18 protein-coding genes and 1 tRNA gene are annotated in these 18,301 nt (G+C 58.2%); 8 read left to right on the forward strand and 11 right to left on the reverse strand.

All coding sequences use genetic code 11. The annotated features are described in order from the left end of the window. Positions 1 to 53 precede the first annotated feature (53 nt). From ASF29_RS12160 to ASF29_RS12170, 3 genes are all read left to right on the forward strand, one after another. Positions 54 to 980 (forward strand): sulfite exporter TauE/SafE family protein, encoded by a 927-nt coding sequence (locus ASF29_RS12160; RefSeq protein WP_062450937.1) that lies wholly within the window; start codon positions 54 to 56, stop codon positions 978 to 980. Further along, positions 977 to 1,798 (forward strand): TIGR02186 family protein, encoded by an 822-nt coding sequence (locus ASF29_RS12165; RefSeq protein ID WP_062450938.1) that lies wholly within the window; start codon positions 977 to 979, stop codon positions 1,796 to 1,798. The genes ASF29_RS12160 and ASF29_RS12165 overlap by 4 nt, the downstream gene beginning before the upstream one ends. A gap of 68 nt (positions 1,799 to 1,866) precedes the next feature. Continuing rightward, positions 1,867 to 3,150, forward strand: coding sequence for a histidine-type phosphatase (locus tag ASF29_RS12170; protein WP_062450939.1), 1,284 nt, complete (start codon positions 1,867 to 1,869; stop codon positions 3,148 to 3,150). A gap of 6 nt (positions 3,151 to 3,156) precedes the next feature. Here the strand turns inward: ASF29_RS12170 and pdeM are convergent, their stop codons facing one another. The 5 genes from pdeM to ASF29_RS12195 form a co-directional block, all read right to left on the reverse strand. Beyond that, positions 3,157 to 3,885 (reverse strand): ligase-associated DNA damage response endonuclease PdeM, encoded by a 729-nt coding sequence (gene pdeM / locus ASF29_RS12175; protein ID WP_062450940.1) that lies wholly within the window; start codon positions 3,883 to 3,885, stop codon positions 3,157 to 3,159. 38 nt (positions 3,886 to 3,923) lie between these two features. Continuing rightward, positions 3,924 to 6,443 carry a ligase-associated DNA damage response DEXH box helicase gene (locus ASF29_RS12180; RefSeq protein ID WP_062450941.1) on the reverse strand — a complete coding sequence of 840 codons (2,520 nt, stop codon included), beginning with the start codon at positions 6,441 to 6,443 and terminating at the stop codon, positions 3,924 to 3,926. A 38-nt stretch (positions 6,444 to 6,481) separates the two neighbouring features. Then, on the reverse strand, positions 6,482 to 7,123 hold the full coding sequence (locus ASF29_RS12185) for a YitT family protein (RefSeq protein WP_062450942.1): 642 nt from the start codon (positions 7,121 to 7,123) through the stop codon (positions 6,482 to 6,484). Positions 7,124 to 7,180: 57 nt separating this feature from the next. Next, positions 7,181 to 7,792 carry a YitT family protein gene (locus ASF29_RS12190; RefSeq protein WP_062450943.1) on the reverse strand — a complete coding sequence of 204 codons (612 nt, stop codon included), beginning with the start codon at positions 7,790 to 7,792 and terminating at the stop codon, positions 7,181 to 7,183. 200 nt (positions 7,793 to 7,992) lie between these two features. Then, on the reverse strand, positions 7,993 to 8,934 hold the full coding sequence (locus ASF29_RS12195) for a methyltransferase (protein WP_062450944.1): 942 nt from the start codon (positions 8,932 to 8,934) through the stop codon (positions 7,993 to 7,995). A gap of 159 nt (positions 8,935 to 9,093) precedes the next feature. Between ASF29_RS12195 and ASF29_RS12200 the strand changes: the two genes are divergently transcribed. Both ASF29_RS12200 and ASF29_RS12205 read left to right on the forward strand, forming a co-directional pair. Beyond that, positions 9,094 to 9,360, forward strand: coding sequence for a DUF6460 domain-containing protein (locus tag ASF29_RS12200; protein ID WP_062450945.1), 267 nt, complete (start codon positions 9,094 to 9,096; stop codon positions 9,358 to 9,360). A gap of 1 nt (position 9,361) precedes the next feature. After that, on the forward strand, positions 9,362 to 9,859 hold the full coding sequence (locus ASF29_RS12205) for a CAP domain-containing protein (RefSeq protein ID WP_062450946.1): 498 nt from the start codon (positions 9,362 to 9,364) through the stop codon (positions 9,857 to 9,859). A 164-nt stretch (positions 9,860 to 10,023) separates the two neighbouring features. Here ASF29_RS12205 and ASF29_RS12210 read toward each other — a convergent pair whose 3' ends face one another. Further along, on the reverse strand, positions 10,024 to 11,112 hold the full coding sequence (locus tag ASF29_RS12210; protein ID WP_062450947.1) for a quinone-dependent dihydroorotate dehydrogenase: 1,089 nt from the start codon (positions 11,110 to 11,112) through the stop codon (positions 10,024 to 10,026). After that, entirely contained in the window at positions 11,112 to 11,480 is a 369-nt protein-coding gene (locus ASF29_RS12215; protein ID WP_062450948.1) for a DUF952 domain-containing protein, read from the reverse strand. The genes ASF29_RS12210 and ASF29_RS12215 overlap by 1 nt, the downstream gene beginning before the upstream one ends. A 237-nt stretch (positions 11,481 to 11,717) precedes the next feature. On the opposite strand from ASF29_RS12215, the gene ASF29_RS12220 reads away from it, so the two are divergent. After that, complete coding sequence (locus ASF29_RS12220; protein ID WP_062450949.1) at positions 11,718 to 12,368, forward strand: response regulator transcription factor; 651 nt, start codon at positions 11,718 to 11,720, stop codon at positions 12,366 to 12,368. Between the two features lie 113 nt (positions 12,369 to 12,481). After that, entirely contained in the window at positions 12,482 to 13,147 is a 666-nt protein-coding gene (locus tag ASF29_RS12225) for a helix-turn-helix transcriptional regulator (RefSeq protein ID WP_062450950.1), read from the forward strand. Positions 13,148 to 13,155: 8 nt separating this feature from the next. Here ASF29_RS12225 and ASF29_RS12230 read toward each other — a convergent pair whose 3' ends face one another. Next, entirely contained in the window at positions 13,156 to 14,034 is an 879-nt protein-coding gene (locus ASF29_RS12230; RefSeq protein ID WP_082453476.1) for a transporter substrate-binding domain-containing protein, read from the reverse strand. Between the two features lie 98 nt (positions 14,035 to 14,132). On the opposite strand from ASF29_RS12230, the gene ASF29_RS12235 reads away from it, so the two are divergent. Then, positions 14,133 to 16,028, forward strand: coding sequence for a glycosyltransferase family 2 protein (locus tag ASF29_RS12235; RefSeq protein WP_244473542.1), 1,896 nt, complete (start codon positions 14,133 to 14,135; stop codon positions 16,026 to 16,028). 63 nt (positions 16,029 to 16,091) lie between these two features. Here ASF29_RS12235 and ASF29_RS12240 read toward each other — a convergent pair whose 3' ends face one another. The 3 genes from ASF29_RS12240 to ASF29_RS12250 all read right to left on the reverse strand — a co-directional run bounded on the left by ASF29_RS12240 (position 16,092) and on the right by ASF29_RS12250 (position 18,239). Then, complete coding sequence (locus ASF29_RS12240) at positions 16,092 to 16,415, reverse strand: BA14K family protein (RefSeq protein ID WP_062450952.1); 324 nt, start codon at positions 16,413 to 16,415, stop codon at positions 16,092 to 16,094. Positions 16,416 to 17,021: 606 nt separating this feature from the next. Beyond that, positions 17,022 to 17,095 (reverse strand) — tRNA-Gly (locus ASF29_RS12245). Positions 17,096 to 17,141: 46 nt separating this feature from the next. Then, complete coding sequence (locus tag ASF29_RS12250; RefSeq protein WP_062450953.1) at positions 17,142 to 18,239, reverse strand: 2'-deoxycytidine 5'-triphosphate deaminase; 1,098 nt, start codon at positions 18,237 to 18,239, stop codon at positions 17,142 to 17,144. Positions 18,240 to 18,301: the final 62 nt, after the last annotated feature.

Raw genomic sequence — 18,301 nt, forward strand, 5'->3', positions numbered from 1 at the left:
TTTGCCGTTTTGGACGCTACCACGTCCGAGGTCCGCATGTCCGAGGTCCTACTGTGACTGTCTATCTGCCCATTGCAGAACTTTCGGTGAATATATTCATCATTCTCGGCATGGGCGCGGCTGTGGGATTTCTGTCCGGCATGTTCGGCGTCGGCGGCGGCTTTCTCATCACGCCGCTTTTGATCTTCTACAATATTCCTCCTGTCGTGGCCGTCGCCACTGGCGCAAATCAGGTCGTGGCATCGTCCGTTTCCGGCTCGATTACCCATTTCCGGCGCGGTACTCTGGATGTGAAGCTGGGAACGGTGCTGCTGATCGGCGGCCTGTGTGGGGCGACGCTTGGCGTGTGGCTGTTTACGCTGCTGCGCAGCGTCGGCCAGCTAGACCTCATCATTTCACTGCTTTACGTTATTCTTCTGTCTACCGTCGGCGCGCTGATGCTGAAAGAAAGCATCTCGGCCATTCGCCGCACCGCGCGCAATGAAACAGTGACGCTGCGTCGCCCGGGCCACCATAACTGGGTGCATCGTCTGCCGCTGAAAATGCGCTTCAAGAAATCGAAGCTCTATCTCAGCGTCATTCCGATTATCGTCCTCGGATTCGGCATCGGCGTGCTCACCTCCATCATGGGTGTGGGCGGCGGCTTCATCATGGTGCCTGCGATGATCTATCTCCTGCGCATTCCGACCAACGTCGTTGTCGGAACCTCGCTGTTCCAGATCATTTTCGTGACCGCCTATACAACCATCGTGCAGGCGGCGACCAACTATTCCGTCGATATCGTGCTGGCCTTCATTCTGATGCTGGCCGGTGTCATCGGTGCGCAGTACGGCGTACGCGTCGGCCAGAAACTGCGCGGCGAACAGTTGCGCGCGCTTCTGGCGCTGCTGGTGCTGGCGGTCGGGATCCGTCTTGCCATTGGGCTGGTGGTGCGGCCTGAAGACCTGTTTTCGGTGGCTGTCGGGGGGCTGGGCTATTGATCCGCGCCGCCGCCATCGCAGCCGTTTTTGGTATCTGCTGCAGTCTCGCACTGGCTCAGACGCCACCGCTGGCGATCCAGCCTGACGCAGCCGGTCAGACGCGAACTTTGCAGGAAAACATCGAAATCGGTGCATCCACGACGGAAATTTCCATCGCCTCGGATTTTCGTGGTGCTGACTTCACCATGTTCGGCGCGCTCAACAATGCCGACCAGTTGCTGCTGGCCATCGGTCAATACGACATCGTGGTGACGCTGGAGGGGCCGAACGAATATTCCACCGTGCGCAAGAAAAGCCGGGTGGCCGGTATCTGGATCAACACCAGCGCGATCACCTTTGCGCCGCTGCCGGAGTCATACTCCATGGCCAGCACCCGCAATATAGACAACATCGCCACACCGGGAACGCTGAAAGCCATGGGGCTGGGCGTCGATCATCTGCCGCTACGCAGCGCGGTGTTTTCAGGTGTGCCTGACAATGTCTATGATTTTCAGGAAGCCTATCGTCGTCTGAAACTGTCGAGCGGCATCTATCGCAACGACACGACCGGTGTGCGGCTGGAGCGAACCGGCCTGTTCTGGGCGACACTGCGCCTGCCAGCCAATGTACCGAACGGGGTGCATACGGCGCGCGCCTATCTGTTCAAAAGCGGCCTGCCGATAGCGCAGAAGGAATTGCGACTACGTGTCGTCAAGACCGGCATGGAGCAGGCGATTACCGATGCCGCGCACCAGACACCTGTCGTCTATGGCTTTCTGTGCGTGTTACTGGCCGTCGTAACTGGCTGGGGCGCCAGTATTCTGTTCCGTCGCGACTGAGGGTCACGAAAACTTCACGAAGCGATCCTATTCGTCACTCGAGACTGAGCGATTTTGAGGATGAAAACATGCGCCTCGACCGGATCCTTCTTGTAGCCTTCATCACCTTCACCACGTCCGTTTCTGCATACGCCGAGACGCTGGTTAGCGACAAATATATTGCACTGATGCGTCATGGCGTCCGCCCGCAGACCAGCAGCAAGGAACTTGCGCAGATGTCTGCCAAACAGTGGCCGGTCTGGGATGCGCAGGACGGCCAGTTGACGCCGCATGGGGCCAAGGCTGCGACACAACTGGGCAAATGGGAAGCTGGCATGCTCGCTACCAAAGGCCTCGTGCCTTTAAGCGGATGCCCCGCGCCGGATACTGTTTTCGGCTGGGCCAACAGCACGGTTCAACGCACCATCGATACCGGCAATGTGATCCTGTCGGCGATGTTTGAAGGGTGCGGGCTCAAAGTCGGTTTTTTCAAGGGCGATGGTCCCGACCCGCTCTATGAGGCATCCTCGACCGCGCTTGGCGCAATCGACGTCGAAAAAGCGAAGGCTGCGATTCTGCAGGCCGCTGGCGGCAGCTTCGACGGGATGAAGGAAAAGGCCGCACCGTTGATGAAGGAAATGGACGCGATCCTGGGCTGCGATGCGGTCGACGGCGCCTGCTCGCTTCAGAACCGTCCGTGGACGCTCGACGTCAAAGCCGCCAAAATTGATAAGTCAGCAAGCGTTTCCGTGAAAGGGCCGCTTGCAGAAGCGGGCACTGCCGTTCAGATTTTTCTGCTGCAATATGCCAATGGCTTTCCGCCTGATCAGGTCGCGTTCGGCAAGGCGTCGACGGCGGACGACATCATCCGTCTGTCTGCCCTGCGGCAAATGAAATACGACGTGGGAAACCGTGTGCCCTATCTGGCGCAACGCGACGCCTCGAACTTCCTCAACCAGATTTTGCTGTCGCTGGACACGAAGCCCTCCAAGGACGGGCCGCCGAACGCCAAATTCTTGCTATTCATGGGCAGCGATACGCAGCAGGCAGAAATCGCGACCCTGCTCGGCATTCACTGGAAAATACCGCCCTATCTGGACGACGAGACACCGCCAACCGGGGCCTTGACCTTCGAGCGGCTGCATGACGGCGCAGGTAAAGCCTATGTCCGCATGGGGTTCGTTGCGCCATCGCTCGACCAGATCCGCAACGCCTCCGTGATCGATGACCGGTCACCGCCTCTTCAGGCAGCGATTGCCATGTCCGGATGCGAAAGCGAAGCTAGGGATGGAGCATGTCCGCTAGACCGTTTTCTTGAGCTGGCCAGTGCGAACATCGACAAGAGTGCTGTTGCGGCAAATGCCTATCACTGAAGACGATCAGCCGAGCAGGTTGTTGAACCGCACCGAGTAAATCCGGTCCCGACCCAGAAGATGCGCAACCAGCGCCGAATGATCGAACAGGCCCTTCATCGCCTTGTGTCGCAGATCGAGACCGCCGCTGAGGACACCGAAAGCGGGCATCAACATACGGATGCCGTCGGTGGCGAAGCAGGGGCGGCGCACCGATTTGTCGCGGCGGCGGACGGTGGCGGCGGGGTGGAGGTGGCCGGCAATTTCGCCTTCTGATGAGCCCGCTTTCGGCTCGTGCCGGAAAACGAGGTTCCCGTAGAACATTTCATCCGATGACGAACCCGGCAAATCCACCGTGCCATCGGGATCGTGGTTGCCGTTGATCCATATCCATTCACGTCCCCGCGCCATCTCCTTGATGAGATCGCGCAAAGGCAAAGGCAGATGCTGCGAGCCGATGCGATCATGGAAATTATCGCCGAGGCTGACGACGATTTTCGGGTCGTAGCGGGTGATCAGCGAGGACAGGATTTTGAGGGTGGCGATGGTGTCATAGGGGGGCAGAAGACGGCCGCGACGGGCAAAGGCGGCACCTTTTTCCAGGTGCAAATCCGAGACGACCAGTAGCGAGAGGTCGGGCAGGTAGAGCCCGCCCAGCGGATCGCACCAGCCGGCCACACCGTTGATGGCGGTTTCCGAGCCGAGGCATTCGAAGCCGGTGGCAAATTTGTCGCTCAGGGCAAGTCGGCTCAGCACGTTTCGGTTTTGTCCTTCATATCTTCTAGGCGGATGCATCATGACATCGCATCCGCAATCAACTCATCGGCAGCTTCGGCCAGCACATCGTCTAGAGCCTGACCCGGCACCGTCTCGCGCCCGATTTCCATCATGACCGGAACGGCGAGTGGCGAAACATGCTCCAGAGCGCAATGGGTGGTGTGGCCCTTGATTCGCCTTAACATATCGCCAAGACGGCCAATGTCCAAAAGTCCGGCTGCGGCATCGCGACGCGTGGCCTCCAGCAGGATGTGATCGGGCTCATGGCTGCGAAGAACGTCATAAATAAGATCGGCAGAAACAGTGACCTGCCGCCCGGTTTTTTCCTTGCCGGGATGGCGGCGCTCGATGAGGCCAGAGATGATCGCGCAATTGCGGAAGGTGCGTTTGAGCATGAAGGATTCGTCGAGCCATGCTTCGAGATCATCGCCCAGCATATCCTCGTCCAGCAGGTCTGGCAGCGACAGGCGGTCTGATTGCAGGCGTCTGCCGATATCTTCCAGAGCCCAGATGGCCAGCGAGTAATCCGTGGCGACGAAGCCCATGGGCTTGGCCCCTGCCCGCTCCAGACGGCGGGTCAACAGCATGCCCAGCGTCTGGTGCGCCAAGCGCCCCTCGAAGGGGTACATGACCATGAAGAAGCGCTTGCGGAAGGGGAAGGTCTCGACCAGCAGTTCATCCCGTTTGGGGATGATAGATTTTTCTTTCTGGATGGCCAGCCAGTCGCGCACCTGATCCGGCAAGGCGTGCCAGCGGGCGGGATCGGCCAGCATGGAACGCACCTGATCTGCCAGATAGGTGGAGAGCGGGAATTTGCCGCCCGCATAGGAAGGGATTTTCGGGTCCATAGAAAAGGCCTGGCTGACGAGGCATTCACTTTCGCGGATGCCTTCGAAGCGCAGCACCTTTCCTGCGAAGAGAAACGTATCGCCCTGCACCAGCTGTTCGAGGAAATACTCCTCGACCTTGCCGAGCGACATGCCGCCGCGCCCGATTGTGCCTTTGGCATTGCGCTTGACCATGCGGACATTCAGTTCTGCCGCCTCGACAATGGTGCCAAGGTTGAGGCGGTACTGCATCGCCACCTGCGGGTTGGAGACGCGCCACAGGCCGTCTTTCGTCTGGCGGATGCGGGCGTAACGCTCATAGGTGCGTAGGGCATAGCCGCCGGTGGCGGTGAAATCGACGATACGGTCGAAGGTTTCGCGCGGCAGGTCGGCGTAGGGCGAGGCGGTGGTGACTTCGCGGTAAAGGTCATCGGCGTCGAAGGGTTCGGCGCAGGCCATGCCCAGCACATGCTGGGCGAGCACATCCAGCGCACCCTCGGCGATCGGTGATGTATCCTGCGCACCGATGTAGTTGGCATCCAGCGCCGCGCGGCATTCCATGACCTCGAAGCGATTGGCTGGCACGAGGATGGCCTTGGAGGGTTCGTCCATGCGGTGATTGGCGCGACCGATGCGCTGCGCAAGGCGGCTGGCGCCCTTGGGCGCACCGACATGCACGACAAGATCGACATCGCCCCAGTCTATGCCGAGATCGAGCGTAGAGGTGGCGACGACGGCGCGCAGCTTGTTGTCGGCCATGGCCGCTTCCACCTTGCGGCGCTGGCCTGCATCCAGCGAGCCGTGATGCAGCGCAATCGGCAGATTGTCGTCGTTGATGGTCCAGAGTTCCTGGAAAATGCGCTCCGCCTGCGAGCGGGTGTTGACGAAGATCAGCGTCGTCTTGTGTGCCTTCAAGGCCGGATAGAGGTCCTGCATGGCATAGCGCGCCGAGTGGCCGGACCATGGAATGCGCTCCTCCGTGCCGAGAATGGCGATATCAGGCTTTGCGCCGCCATCCACGGTGATGAGCCCGGCGGTGGGTTCGCCCTCCGCCTGCGGGCTGAGATAGCGTTGCAAATCCATGGGGTCTGCCACCGTGGCAGAGAGGCCGATGGTGCGCATGGCGGGGGCGTGTTTGCGGATGCGGGCAATGGCCAGCGACAGAAGATGGCCACGCTTGGAGGTGACGAGCGAATGCAGCTCGTCCAGCACCACATATTTCAGGTCTTTGAAGAAGCGTTCGGCTTCCTTGTTGGCGAGCAGCAGCGAGACCTGCTCCGGCGTCGTCAGCAGAATGTCCGGCGGTTTCAGCTTCTGGCGCTGGCGCTTGGACTGCGGCGTATCACCGGTGCGGGTTTCGACCGAAATGGGCAGGCCCATTTCCGATACCGGCTTCATCAGGTTGCGCTCGATATCGACGGCCAGCGCTTTGAGCGGCGAAATGTAAAGCGTATGGACGCCGACGAAGGCCGAGCCGGGTGGCACCTTGCCGCGTTCTGCCAGATCGGTGAGCGAAGCCATGAAGCCGCCCAGCGTTTTGCCCGCCCCTGTGGGCGCAATCAGCAGCATGTTTTCGCCAGCCCGGGCGCGGGCGGATAGTTCCAGCTGATGGGCGCGTGGGCTCCAGCCTTTTTCGCCGAACCATTTCTGGAAGGATAAAGGCAAGGTGCCGACATCGACGCCGGAGATGGGGGGCTCTGTGTGTTTCACTGCTCTAAAGTAGTGAAACACGGGCGAAAAAGAAGGCCTTACATCGCGATATAGCGGTCGTTTCGGTGATTGACCGCAATGACGAGGTTCATGACCAGCGCGCCGAGGATGGAGCAGAGAATGATGAAGGGGGTGGCGACGAAGAAGGCAGAGACAAGGACCGTGCAATCGAATGCCAGTTGCGCCAGCCCGGCGCGGATGCCGAAGCGATCCTGCAGATAGAGCGCCAGAATGCCGAAGCCGCCAAGGCTTGTGCGGTGGCGAAACAGGGCAAGCATGCCTGCGGCCACCGTCAACCCGCCGAAAAGGGCAGCGATGATGGGGTTGACGTTTTGCAGCACGATGAGGTGCGGCAGATATTCTGATAGGACCGATGTGAGCGCAACGGCGCAGAAGGTCTTGATGGTGAAGGCCAGACCGAGACGGCGCAAGGCGAGATAATAGAACGGCATGTTGGCAAGAAAGAACAGCAGGCCGAAGCTGAGTCCTGTTGCGTAGTGCAGAAGAAAGGCGACACCGACGACACCGCCGGTCAGCAGACCACCGCCCGACAGAAGCACCACGCCGAGAGAGGCGAGCATGCTGCCCGCGACGACGGCCTGAGCATCCTCCACGAGGGAATGCTTATCTGATGTCGATGCCCAAAATCGGATGCGTTTACGCTCCGCTACGTCGCTCATGATCGTCCCCACGTTACGTTTCACTGTTTGCGCCGGGTGGAGAGAAAATTCAAGCGGTCAGCGCACGACGATATAGCGATCCGAGCGGTGGTTGATAGCGAGGAAGAGGTTCAAGACGAAGGCGCCCACGATGGAATAAAGCACCGTTTCGGGATTGATGACCGCGAAGGCTGCGATCATGACGCAGCTGTCGAAGGCAAGCTGGATGAGACCGGCGCGGATGCCGAAACGATCCTGAATATAGATGGCGAGAATGCCGATGCCGCCAAGGCTGGCGCGGTGGCGGTATAGCGCCAGAAGGCCGTAGCCGAGAAGCAAACCGCCAAGCAGTGCGGCCCAGAGCGGGTTGATGCTTTCGACCACCATCCAGCGGCTTTCCAGTTCAGTCAGCACGGAAACGAAGCCGATGGCGATGAAGGTTTTGAGCGAAAAGGCAAGGCCGAGACGGCGGAAGGACAGGTAATAGAAGGGCAGATTGACGAGGAAGAACAGCAGGCCGAAGCTGATGCCGAAGGCGTAATGCAGGAGAAAGGCGACGCCAGCGGTGCCGCCGGTGAGCAGGCCGACCTTGGCGAGAAGGTAGAAGCCGAGGGCCGAGACGATGCTACCGGTAACGATGCCCTGAATGTCTTCCAAGGGCGCGTGCTTGGCCGGATCGGCACTCCACATGCCATAAACGCTTCTCGTGAATGCCATGCGCGCTACCCCAAAACGGAACTGTCGGTGCTGTCTGAATATGTATCGTCGCGTTTCGCATCTGTCGTAATGGATCGCGCGATTGGGCTTATTTTGCACTGCAACAGGGGCAGTTTCAATATCGATATGTAAGCAAGGCTGACCTATCGATAAAAATGCAAGAAACGAAAAGATCAGGCAGGTTTTTTGGCAAGAAACAGAATGCCAAGGAGGGGTTTTCCGGCGTCCTTGCGAATGGTGGTTTTCCGGGTTTCCAGCACTTGCAGGCCGGACGCTTCCAAAAGCGCGCGAACGTAGGCTTCCGAATGGGCATAGCGCAGGGATGGTTGAAGGACAAAGCCCTCATCGCCCGCATCTTCCACCGAGAAGGCGAAGGTGCCTCCCGGTGCCAGCAGCGCCAAGACCAGCGAAATGACGGTTTCCAGACTGCCGAGATACATCATCACATCTGCGGCTGCGACCAGATCGGCGCGGTGATAGGCGAGATCATCAGTAAAGAGACCGGATGTTTCCGCCGGGAGCGAAAGATCGGCTTGGGCCAGATGGCGGTAGATGGCCTTTTCCTCTGCCTTGGCCAGCATATTGGTGGAGATGTCGAAGCCTTCGAGGCGCTGCGTCCAATCTTGGATTTCGAGACCCAGCAGACCGGTACCGCAGCCGATATCGACCGTGCAGGTGAATTTGCCGCTGGCCGGTTTTGCCGTTTCGATCAACGCTGCGAGTTTCTGCGGGACGCTGTATTCCAGCTTTTCGACCAGCGAAGTTTCGAAACGGTCTGCGTAATCATCGAACAAGCCTTCGATATAGGCGCTGGGCGGTTGCTCCGGTGTTTCGGCGGCGCCCAGCACGGCGAGCTTCAGAGGCGCGGCGAAAATGCCCTCGGGGTCCAGCCGATCGACTGTCTCATAGGCGGTAATTGCCTTGTCCCTCTGCCCAGCTTTGTCGCAGTAATCTCCCAGCTGTACCCAGCCTGCCGCCCATGATGGTGTCAGCTCCAGCGCCTGCTCCATCAATTCCGCTGCTGCGGCGTGATCTGCGCTTTCCGCCAACATGCGGGCGTAATCTGCGCGCCGGTCTGCGATGGCATCGCCGGACGAAAACTGGTGTGGGGCCATGCACGCTTTCCTGAAAGAGGTGGGCTGTCTTTCATCAAGCCATAAAAAAACTCAAGTCCTATTTCATGGCAGCGGCAAATATGGCGCGTAGACTGCGCCGAAGCTTGCATAGAGGCACCATGCTTTCTATGTCTTGGCTGAATTCAGGAGATTTTGCATATGGCGGGTGAAGTGGATAAGGTGCTGGGTGACAGTGTAGCGCGCACGATCATAAAATTGCTGGTCGTATCGCTGATCGTCGGCTTCGTTATGGCTGTCTTTGGCCTGACACCGTGGAACATCATTTATGGCGTCAGAGATTTCATACTCGACCTCTGGCACAGCGGCTTCCGCGCCCTGGGCAGCATTGGCGATTATCTGCTGGCAGGTGCCGTCATCGTCATCCCCGTCTTCATCATCCTTCGCCTTTTGAGCTTCCGCCGATAGTATGACCCAACATTCCCCGATGACGTTCTCCCGGCGCGGCTTCGTGCTGGTTTCCGCCGGCACGCTGCTATCGGCCTGCGTTTCCACACCCACCAACAAGGGCATCGCCTCCGGCACCCGCGATGAAACGGCCGCGGCGCTGCCCATGGTCAACGAGCTTCGCCGTTCCAAGGGGTTATCTGCGCTTTCCGCTAACAGCGCCGCGCAACAGGCCGCCGCCTTTCAGGCCAACCGAATGGTAAAAGCGCAGAAAATGGCGCATCTCATCGGCCTTACCGACAGTTTTCTCATCCGCATGAAGGACGGCGACGTGCCTCTGCCTGCGGCGGAAAACGTGGCGGCTGGACAGGATACGGTCGAGCGGGTGGTGAAGGCGTGGATTGGCTCTCCGCACCATCTGGAGAATATGCTGGGGAATTATGGCGGGTTGGGTGTGGCCGTTGCTTACGATGCAACTGCGAAGAACAGGCCGTATTGGGCGATGGTGTTGTGTCGGTGATGGATTTGGGTTGAAGGCCGCGAGGCGAAGGTCAAAGGTTCGGTCTCTTCATCGCGTTCTTCGTCATGCTCGGGCTTGTCCCGAGCATCTGCTACGTTGCGATTTTGGAGGCGTGATTAGATCCTAGGGACAAGCCCTAGGATGACGGAAGAGAGGTGGGCGCCTTAAATCCCCCGCTCCGCCCAGCGATCCACCGCACTATCCCGCAACTCCCCGATATTCCCAACCCGTTCACGCTCCACCAACGTTGACAGCCCGCGCACGATTCGGCCCGGCAGAGCTGGTCCCTCATAGACCATGCAGGAATAGAGCTGCACGAGATCGGCACCGGCGCGGATTTTCTCCAACGCGGTCTCAGCCGATGACACGCCGCCCACACCGATGATGGGCAGAGCGGGGCCGACGCGTTTGCGCATCTTGGCGAGAACGGTGGTGGAGAGATCGAAGAGTGGCTTGCCGGACAAACCACCCGCCTCGCCATTGTTCTGGCCGGGGCGCAGGCCATCACGAGATAGCGTCGTGTTGGAAACGATGAGGCCATCGAGATTATGGGCCAGAACTTCGGCGGCGATATCGTCCAGCCCTTCTTCGGTCAGATCGGGTGCGATCTTTAGGAAGACCGGGAGGGCGCGGTTGAGCTTCTGTGCCTCGGCATCGCGCTTTTCCAGCACGGCTTTCAACAGCGCCGACAGGCTTTCGCGCGCCTGCAAGTCTCGCAGGCCCGGCGTGTTGGGCGACGAGATGTTGGCGGTAAAATAGGAGGCGACGGAGGCAAAGGTTTCGATGCCCTTGACGTAATCGGCGATGCGATCTTCGCTATCCTTGTTGGCACCGATATTGACGCCGACGAGGCCGCGCAGACCGGCGGCGATAAGGCGCGCGAGTGCTGCCGCATGTCCCTCATTGTTGAAACCGAGGCGGTTGATGACCGCTTCGTTTTCCACCAGCCGGAAGATGCGCGGTTTCGGATTGCCCGATTGCGGGCGCGGCGTGACCGTGCCGATTTCGGTAAAGCCGAAGCCCAGTTTCAGAAGTGGGCCGGGCACTTCCGCATTCTTGTCATAGCCCGCTGCCATGCCGAGTGGGTTGGGGAAAACGAGACCGGCGACCGTCTGTTGCAAGCGCGGATCGTGCGGCACCATGCAGGTGGGGATGAAGCCAGAGCGGAGCGCCGTGATCGACATGCCATGGGCCACTTCCGGGTCCATCAGAAACAGGCCGCGCCGACCAATCGAGGAAAAAATTCCGCTCATCATGCAATCTCCGGGAACTGGTGGGCACCATCGTCATCAAGCGTCAGCGGCGTTTCCCACAGGACCGCTTCCAAGGGCAAGGGCGCATAGAGATGGGGGAACTGATCGCCGCCACGCGAGGTTTCGAACACCAGCTTGTCCCCCAGCGCAGCGCCATCCACCGCCACCAGCAGAAGATCGTCCTGACCGGCGAAGTGCTTCTGCGCGGTTTCCTTGACCTGGGCCGCGGTGGAAAAATGGATAAAGCCATCCGTGAGATCGATGGCCGCGCCTTTGAACACACCCGCTTCCTTCGCGTCCCGCCAAAGGGCAGTCGGTACGATCTTGTAGATCACGGGCGTTTCAATGATGGGGGGCGTGTCACGCATGCGGCGTCTCCTTCATATGCGGGCGGTTTGCCGCAAATGCCGTGCCTTGTCCACCGCTTCACACAGAATTTTGCGTGTAGATGGGAACTGACGGGTGTTGCGAGCAATCTAACGCTTGTGTTGCAGCCGCATTTCACGCAATTCTTGATTTAGCTTTTGGATTGAAGTCGCTTGACGACCAACCGATCTGCGCCAAATATGGGATATACATGAAATGCCTTTGGGAGGGGGCGCTGCATGTCACAACTCACCTTTATCATTGCAGATGATCATCCCCTGTTTCGCGGCGCGCTTCGCCAGGCGGTAACGGGGCTGGAAGGCGACAATGCCATCATCGAAGCAGGCGATTTCGACGCGGCAAAGGCCGCCGCAGGGCTTGAGCCCGACGCCGATCTGATGTTGCTGGACCTTGCCATGCCGGGTGTCAGCGGTTTTTCCGGCCTGATGGCGCTGCGGGCGGAATTCGCCAGCCTGCCCATCGTCATCGTTTCCGCCACCGACGATCCGGCCACCATGCGCCGCGCCATCGAGCTCGGCGCCTCCGGCTTCATCTCAAAATCCTCCGGCATCGAGGATATGCGCGCCGGGATTCGTGCCGTGCTGGAAGGTGATGTGTGGGTACCGGCATCCTGCCAGTCCGGGCAGGAGCAGGACGCCGATATGGCAGACCTGATCAACCGCCTGCGCACGCTCACGCCGCAGCAGAGCCGGGTCTTGGGCATGGTGGGCGAAGGTTTGCTCAACAAGCAGATTGCCTATGAACTCGGTGTATCGGAGGCCACAATCAAGGCCCACGTTTCTGCAATATTACTGAAATTGAGAGTGGACAGCCGCACCCAAGCCGTCATCCAGCTTTCCAAGATCAACATGTCGACGCTGGTGGCCTAGCAAATAAGGATTTTATTCCTTTTTTACTTTACTCTTCGCATGCGTTTGGCTAAATTTCGCCAGATACTGAAGCGAGCCGCGTGACGACGCCGCTCCATCCGGGCTATTGAACCATGCTGTCACACGATAATATCTGGAGTGCGATCGATACGCTTGCAGACCGTAACCAGTTGACGCCTTCCGGGCTGGCACGGAAAGCGGGACTGGACCCGACATCTTTTAACAAATCCAAGCGGCTGGGGCCGGATGGGCGGCAGCGCTGGCCCTCCACCGAATCCGTCTCCAAGGTATTGGAGGCGACCGGCGCCACTATCGACCAGTTTTTTGGCTATGCGCTGAACCATGCGGACAAGAATACGCTTCCCGACGGTAATTTTCCACCACAGACGGGGGCCATTCCTTTGCTGGGCTTTGCCCAGGCGGGGTCTGGCGGCTTTTTCGATGATGGCGGTTTTCCCGCCGGTCAGGGTTGGGATATCGTCGACTTCCCCGCCTCCCCCGCCAACAAGGTGGGCGTTTACGCGCTGGAAGTTCAAGGCGACAGTATGATGCCGCTTTACCGCGATGGCGACGTGCTGATCGTGGAGCCGGGCGCGCAGGTGCGGCGGGGCGACCGCGTCGTGGTCAAAAGCAAGGACGGCGAGGTCATGGCCAAGGTGCTGGCGCGTCAAACCGCAAAGACTATCGAACTCTTCTCGCTCAACCCCGAACATCCCAACCGCAGCTTTGACCTGGCTGACGTGGAGTGGATGGCTCGTATCATCTGGGCAAGTCAGTAAAATCTAAATTAGAACAACCCGTACGGGAAATAGCGTCGGTATATTTCTTCCAGCCGGCCATTGCGCGACAGTGCCGCCAGCGCCTGATCGAAGGCCGGAACCAGTTTGTTTTCCGGATCGACCGTCATGATCGATAGGCCTTCGCCCAGAAATTTGTCCGACATATATGGCCCATCGAACATCGCGCAACAATTTTCTGATGCCGTACCCGAAACCCAGAAGGGCAACCGCAATCCATCCGCAAAAATTGCGTCGATTTTTCCGGTTTTCAGCGCCTCGTACATGGGATCGTACCCATCAAAGCCATTGGCAACAAGCGTGGGGAAGAAGGCCTTGAGCATGGCCTGGTGGCGTGAATTGCTGATCACACCCACTTTCTTGCCCGAGAGCGCGCTTGCGGCCTGACCTTCCAGCCGCGATGCCTTGTTCACGGCGAACCGGGCAGGCAAGAGCATATAAGGCCTTGTAAAACTGAAACTTTTACGCAGATCCGCGTTGGATGCAATGCCGGACATGACGGCCTCTCCCTCGCCCATTTCCACTGCTGCTTCCAGCTCATCGAAAGGCAAAGCCTGCACCTGACATTTACTCTCTATCTTCAGCTGCGCACAAATCTCACGCGCCAGATCGACATGGAAACCGACGAGACGGCCATCCTGATCAGTGAAGTTGAACGGTGGAAAATCCACCGACATCAAAAACCGCACGCGCGGGATCGTCGATAAGTCTGCACCCGGCAGACGCTCCTGCGTATCGAACAGAACCGGAAGCCGCCCGTTATCGCCCAAGCCTTCGGCATGCAGCGTCTTTGGGCTCAAAAAAAGGCTCGCGCTGATGAAAGAAGCAAATATACCCGCGATTTTCAGGGGTGCAACTATAGGGCGCATATGTATGATCCGCTGGGGCAATTTCGGGGCACCACCTGCAAAGGTGGCGGGTATGTATGTTTCGTTCTACTGAGTATACACAAGAATCGCAAAATGCGATGCTTGTGCGGGGTGAAATTGTCGCGTTCGATTCAATCGACGGCGACCATGTGCGGGGTCTGAATGCCGAACCGCAAGAGAGCAGCGATGCTGCATTTTTCCGATCACTGGGGCTTGGAAAGCCCTATGTTGAAGCATTCACAGCCCGTGCACTGAACAATGGCTCAACCTTCGAGGCTGAGCTACTCGCCAGCGGAATGGTCACGGAGGACGCCTATTTCGGGGCCTTCGCCCGCTTTCTACGGTTGCCTTTCATGGCGGAGCTGGACGGTTGCCAAGTGGTCGACACGTCTTCGCTGGACGTCCAACTCCTTGAAACGAGGATGGTACGCCTGTCGCCGAGGAATGCCATGCCCTATATCGCAATCGTGCCGGATGTCGCCAGTATCGAGAGACTGAAAGAGGCGCTGGACGCGTCTCCGGATCTGGGACGCGATCTCGTCGTCACCACTCCCTCTTCATTGCGAAAGGCAGTGTGGCAGGCGGGTGAACAAAGGCGCACGCGGCAAACGCTGAATGCGCTCTTAGATGCCACACCCCATTATTCGGCGCGCATCACATTGCTCGGAACACAGGGATTTTTGCTTGGCGTTGGAGCAGCCATACTCATTTGCGCCACGCTATTCTCTCCCTCGTTAACGTTCAACCTGATGCATATCCTCACAGCGGCTCTTTATATGGCCGCTATCCTGTTCCGTCTGGCACCGTTGCGCCTCCGTCCCGATCGACGCACCCTGAAATTGGTGGAACAGTCGCAGGATCAGCAATTGCCCGTCTACACCATTCTCGTGGCCCTCTACCGCGAAGAAGCTGTTGTGGAACAACTCGTCAATGCTCTGAACAGGCTCGACTGGCCAAAATCACGGTTGGATATAAAGCTCGTCTGCGAAGCCGACGATGCGATCACACTGGCATCGATAGACCGTATCCAGCTCGGGCCGCATATCGAGATTGTACATGTGCCATTTTCGCTCCCCCGCACCAAGCCGAAAGCGCTGACCTATGCGCTGGCTGGCGCGCGCGGAGAATTCATAGCGATTTACGATGCCGAGGACAGACCGCACCCAAAGCAGTTGCGGGAAGCCTATGCCCGATTTCGTGATGGCTGCGATAAACTCGCAAGCCTGCAAGCGCCGCTGATCATCAGCAATGCCAATGTCTCATGGATGACCTCTTCGTTTTCGCTGGAATATTCCGCGCTCTTCCGACGCATGCTGCCAATGCTTGCCCGCATGCGCATGCCGCTTCCCCTTGGCGGCACTTCCAATCATTTTCGCGCATCCATCTTGCGAAGCGTTGGGGCGTGGGACCCCTATAACGTCACCGAGGATGCGGATCTGGGCATGCGGCTTTACAGAATGGGCTATTATTCAGACGTCATCAGCTACCAGACGTTAGAGGACGCCCCGACCGACATCTCGGCCTGGCTTGCGCAGCGCAGTCGTTGGTTCAAGGGATGGCTGCAAAGCTGGCTGGTCATGATGCGCTCACCCATCAAAATTGCACATGAGATGGGATGGAAAGCCTATCTTGTCTTTCACCTGTTGATCGGCGGTATGCTGCTCTCATCTCTCACGCATCCGCTTTTCATCATTTACCTGCTTACCGTAGGAGGGACCATCATAACGCATGGACCGGCCTCCCTGTCGTCGTCGCAATTGGTCCTTGCCTGCATCGACACGCTCAACCTTGTTGGGAGCTATACGATATTTTTGCTGATGGGTCAGCGAGCCATGATCGACCACGAACGGGTTATGGTAGGGAAACGATGGATGTACACACCAATCTACTGGCTCATGCTATCGGCTGCCGCTTGGCGAGCAATTTACGAGCTACGCTATAAACCCTTTGTGTGGAACAAAACGCCCCATACGCCCGTATCCAAGAATAAATGAGAAATTTCTAACCAATTTACTATATCATTATAGTATTATCGTTGTAGCATCACATCCACCACATCAGTATGGCGAGCGGCACTCCGTTCGCAAACCCTGCTTTGTTTGATAGCTGTTGCCAGTCGCGTGGTAGGACGGGTATTTCTCAGCGCACCATTTCACATGCTGAATTTCCTGCGGAGAAAGGGACAAACCCGTAGAATTTGCGTTTTCTGCAGCGCTTCCAACGAAGGCGACGGGCGGGTTGCTGTAGGTCTGACCCTTGACGTCCGCCTGGCCTTCATAGGCAGGGCCGATGACGCTCAGCGCATGAGCGGGGACGATAGTAACGGCCGAAAAACCTGCGATCATTGCAGCGGCAGAAATGAGTTTTACCATGCTAGACATTGGTAATTCCTTTTTTCTATTTGGAATACCAACGTGAGGCCGACGGCTTTTGTTCCGAAAAAGCGTTAAATGTTAAAATTTCGTGTTGACAACAGTAAATAGCATACACTTTGACACGTAGATGGACGAGCTGTTTGTGAGAGGCAAGCTCCGTTGTCGCTGCGCATTGGAGAACGGTCAGTTACCAGCCAGCGTTTAAAAAATGAGCTGCGCCCAATGGAATTGCCGATCTCTTAGCGTCAACGTCCTGTCCATCGTGGACGCTTCACGCGAACAATCCACGATCAAGGAGATCAATCAAACGGCTTCGCAGATGGAGCAGGGCACGCAACAGAACGCGCGATGGTGGAAGAACCGGGGCCAGCCACTCTCTTGCTAGAGAAGCGGAAGCCTTTTTCGTCCTTGTCGGAAAATTCGAAACAGACGCCACTCAACCAACCAGCATCATCCCGACGAAAGACGCTCTCCCGCCCGCCAGTTGATGAACCGCGTAACGTCCTCCTCAAATCGCGCGCCATAACAAGAAATAGAAGGGGCTCATCAAGCCCATCAGATAACAAAATGGCTCCGAGGCTTTGCTTCGGAGCTGTTTTTCTAAAAATGGATTGGAGCGGGTGAAGGGAATCGAACCCTCGTATTCAGCTTGGGAAGCTGCTGCTCTACCATTGAGCTACACCCGCGCAGACCCCAAGGTCTGATAGTTCCTGGGGGCTGTCAAGCTTTGCGCTATTCGGCGCGGAAGTGTTTGGAGAGTTTCAGGCCTTGCGCTTGATAGTTGGAGCCGAGGCCAGAGCCGTAGAGGCCGTCGGGTCTGGCCAGCATATGTTCATAGACCAAGCGGCCGACGATTTGGCCGTGTTCTAGGATGAAGGGCACTTCGTGGCTTCTGACCTCCAACACCGCTCGGCTGCCGGTGCCGCCGGCGCTGGCGTGGCCGAAGCCGGGGTCGAAGAAGCCGGCGTAGTGGACGCGGAACTCGCCGACCAGCGGGTCGTAGGGAGTCATTTCAGCTGCGTAAAGCGGAGGAACATGGACGGCTTCCTGCGAGACGAGGATGTAGAATTCATCGGGGTCGAGGATCAGCTCGGCGCGACCGCGTGCGTGGATCGGCTCCCAGAAATCCAGCACTTCATGCGCGGCTTTCTGGTCGACGTCAACCACAGCGGTGTGATGCTTGCCGCGATAGCCGATCAGCCCCAGTTCACCGAAGCCTTGAAGATCAATGGAAAGAGCAATGCCACCGCCTGAAACGTTGGGCGTCTCGCTGGCCACCAAGGTTTCGCTTTCGTGGAGGCCGAGCAGTTCTGCCTCGTTCAGCACGGAATGGCCGATGCGGAAGCGAATTTGCGACAGGCGCGAGCCCTGACGCACGACGATGGGGAAGGTACGCGGGCTTATTTCGAGATAGAGCGGGCCGTTATAGCCAGCCGGTATCTTGTCGAATTCCTGCGCGTAATCGGTGATGACGCGGGTGAAGATGTCGAGACGTCCGGTGGAGCTTTTCGGGTTGGCCGATGCCGACATGCCAGCGGGAAGTGCTAGCGCTTCCATCAAAGGCACGATGTAGACGCAGCCGGTTTCCAGAACAGCACCGTTGCTGAGATCGATCTCGTGCAGGCTGAGGCGGGTCAGCTTCTCGATGACCTTGGTAGAGGGGCCAGGCATGAAGCTGGCGCGGACGCGATAGGCCTTTGCGCCCAGACGTAGATCGAGGCTGGCGGGCTGAATCTGGTCGGCATCCAGAGCCCGCTCGCTCTTCAACTGGCCAGAGCCGAACAGTTCCCGGATCGCGCCATCCGCCAATATGCCTGTCGTTCTCGTCATGGTTTCATCATCCCTTTTCACGGCGACAAAACCAAAAGGAAAGCATTGACGCAAGTCGTTAA

Source organism: Rhizobium sp. Leaf262, assembly GCF_001422245.1.
GTDB lineage: Bacteria > Pseudomonadota > Alphaproteobacteria > Rhizobiales > Rhizobiaceae > Agrobacterium.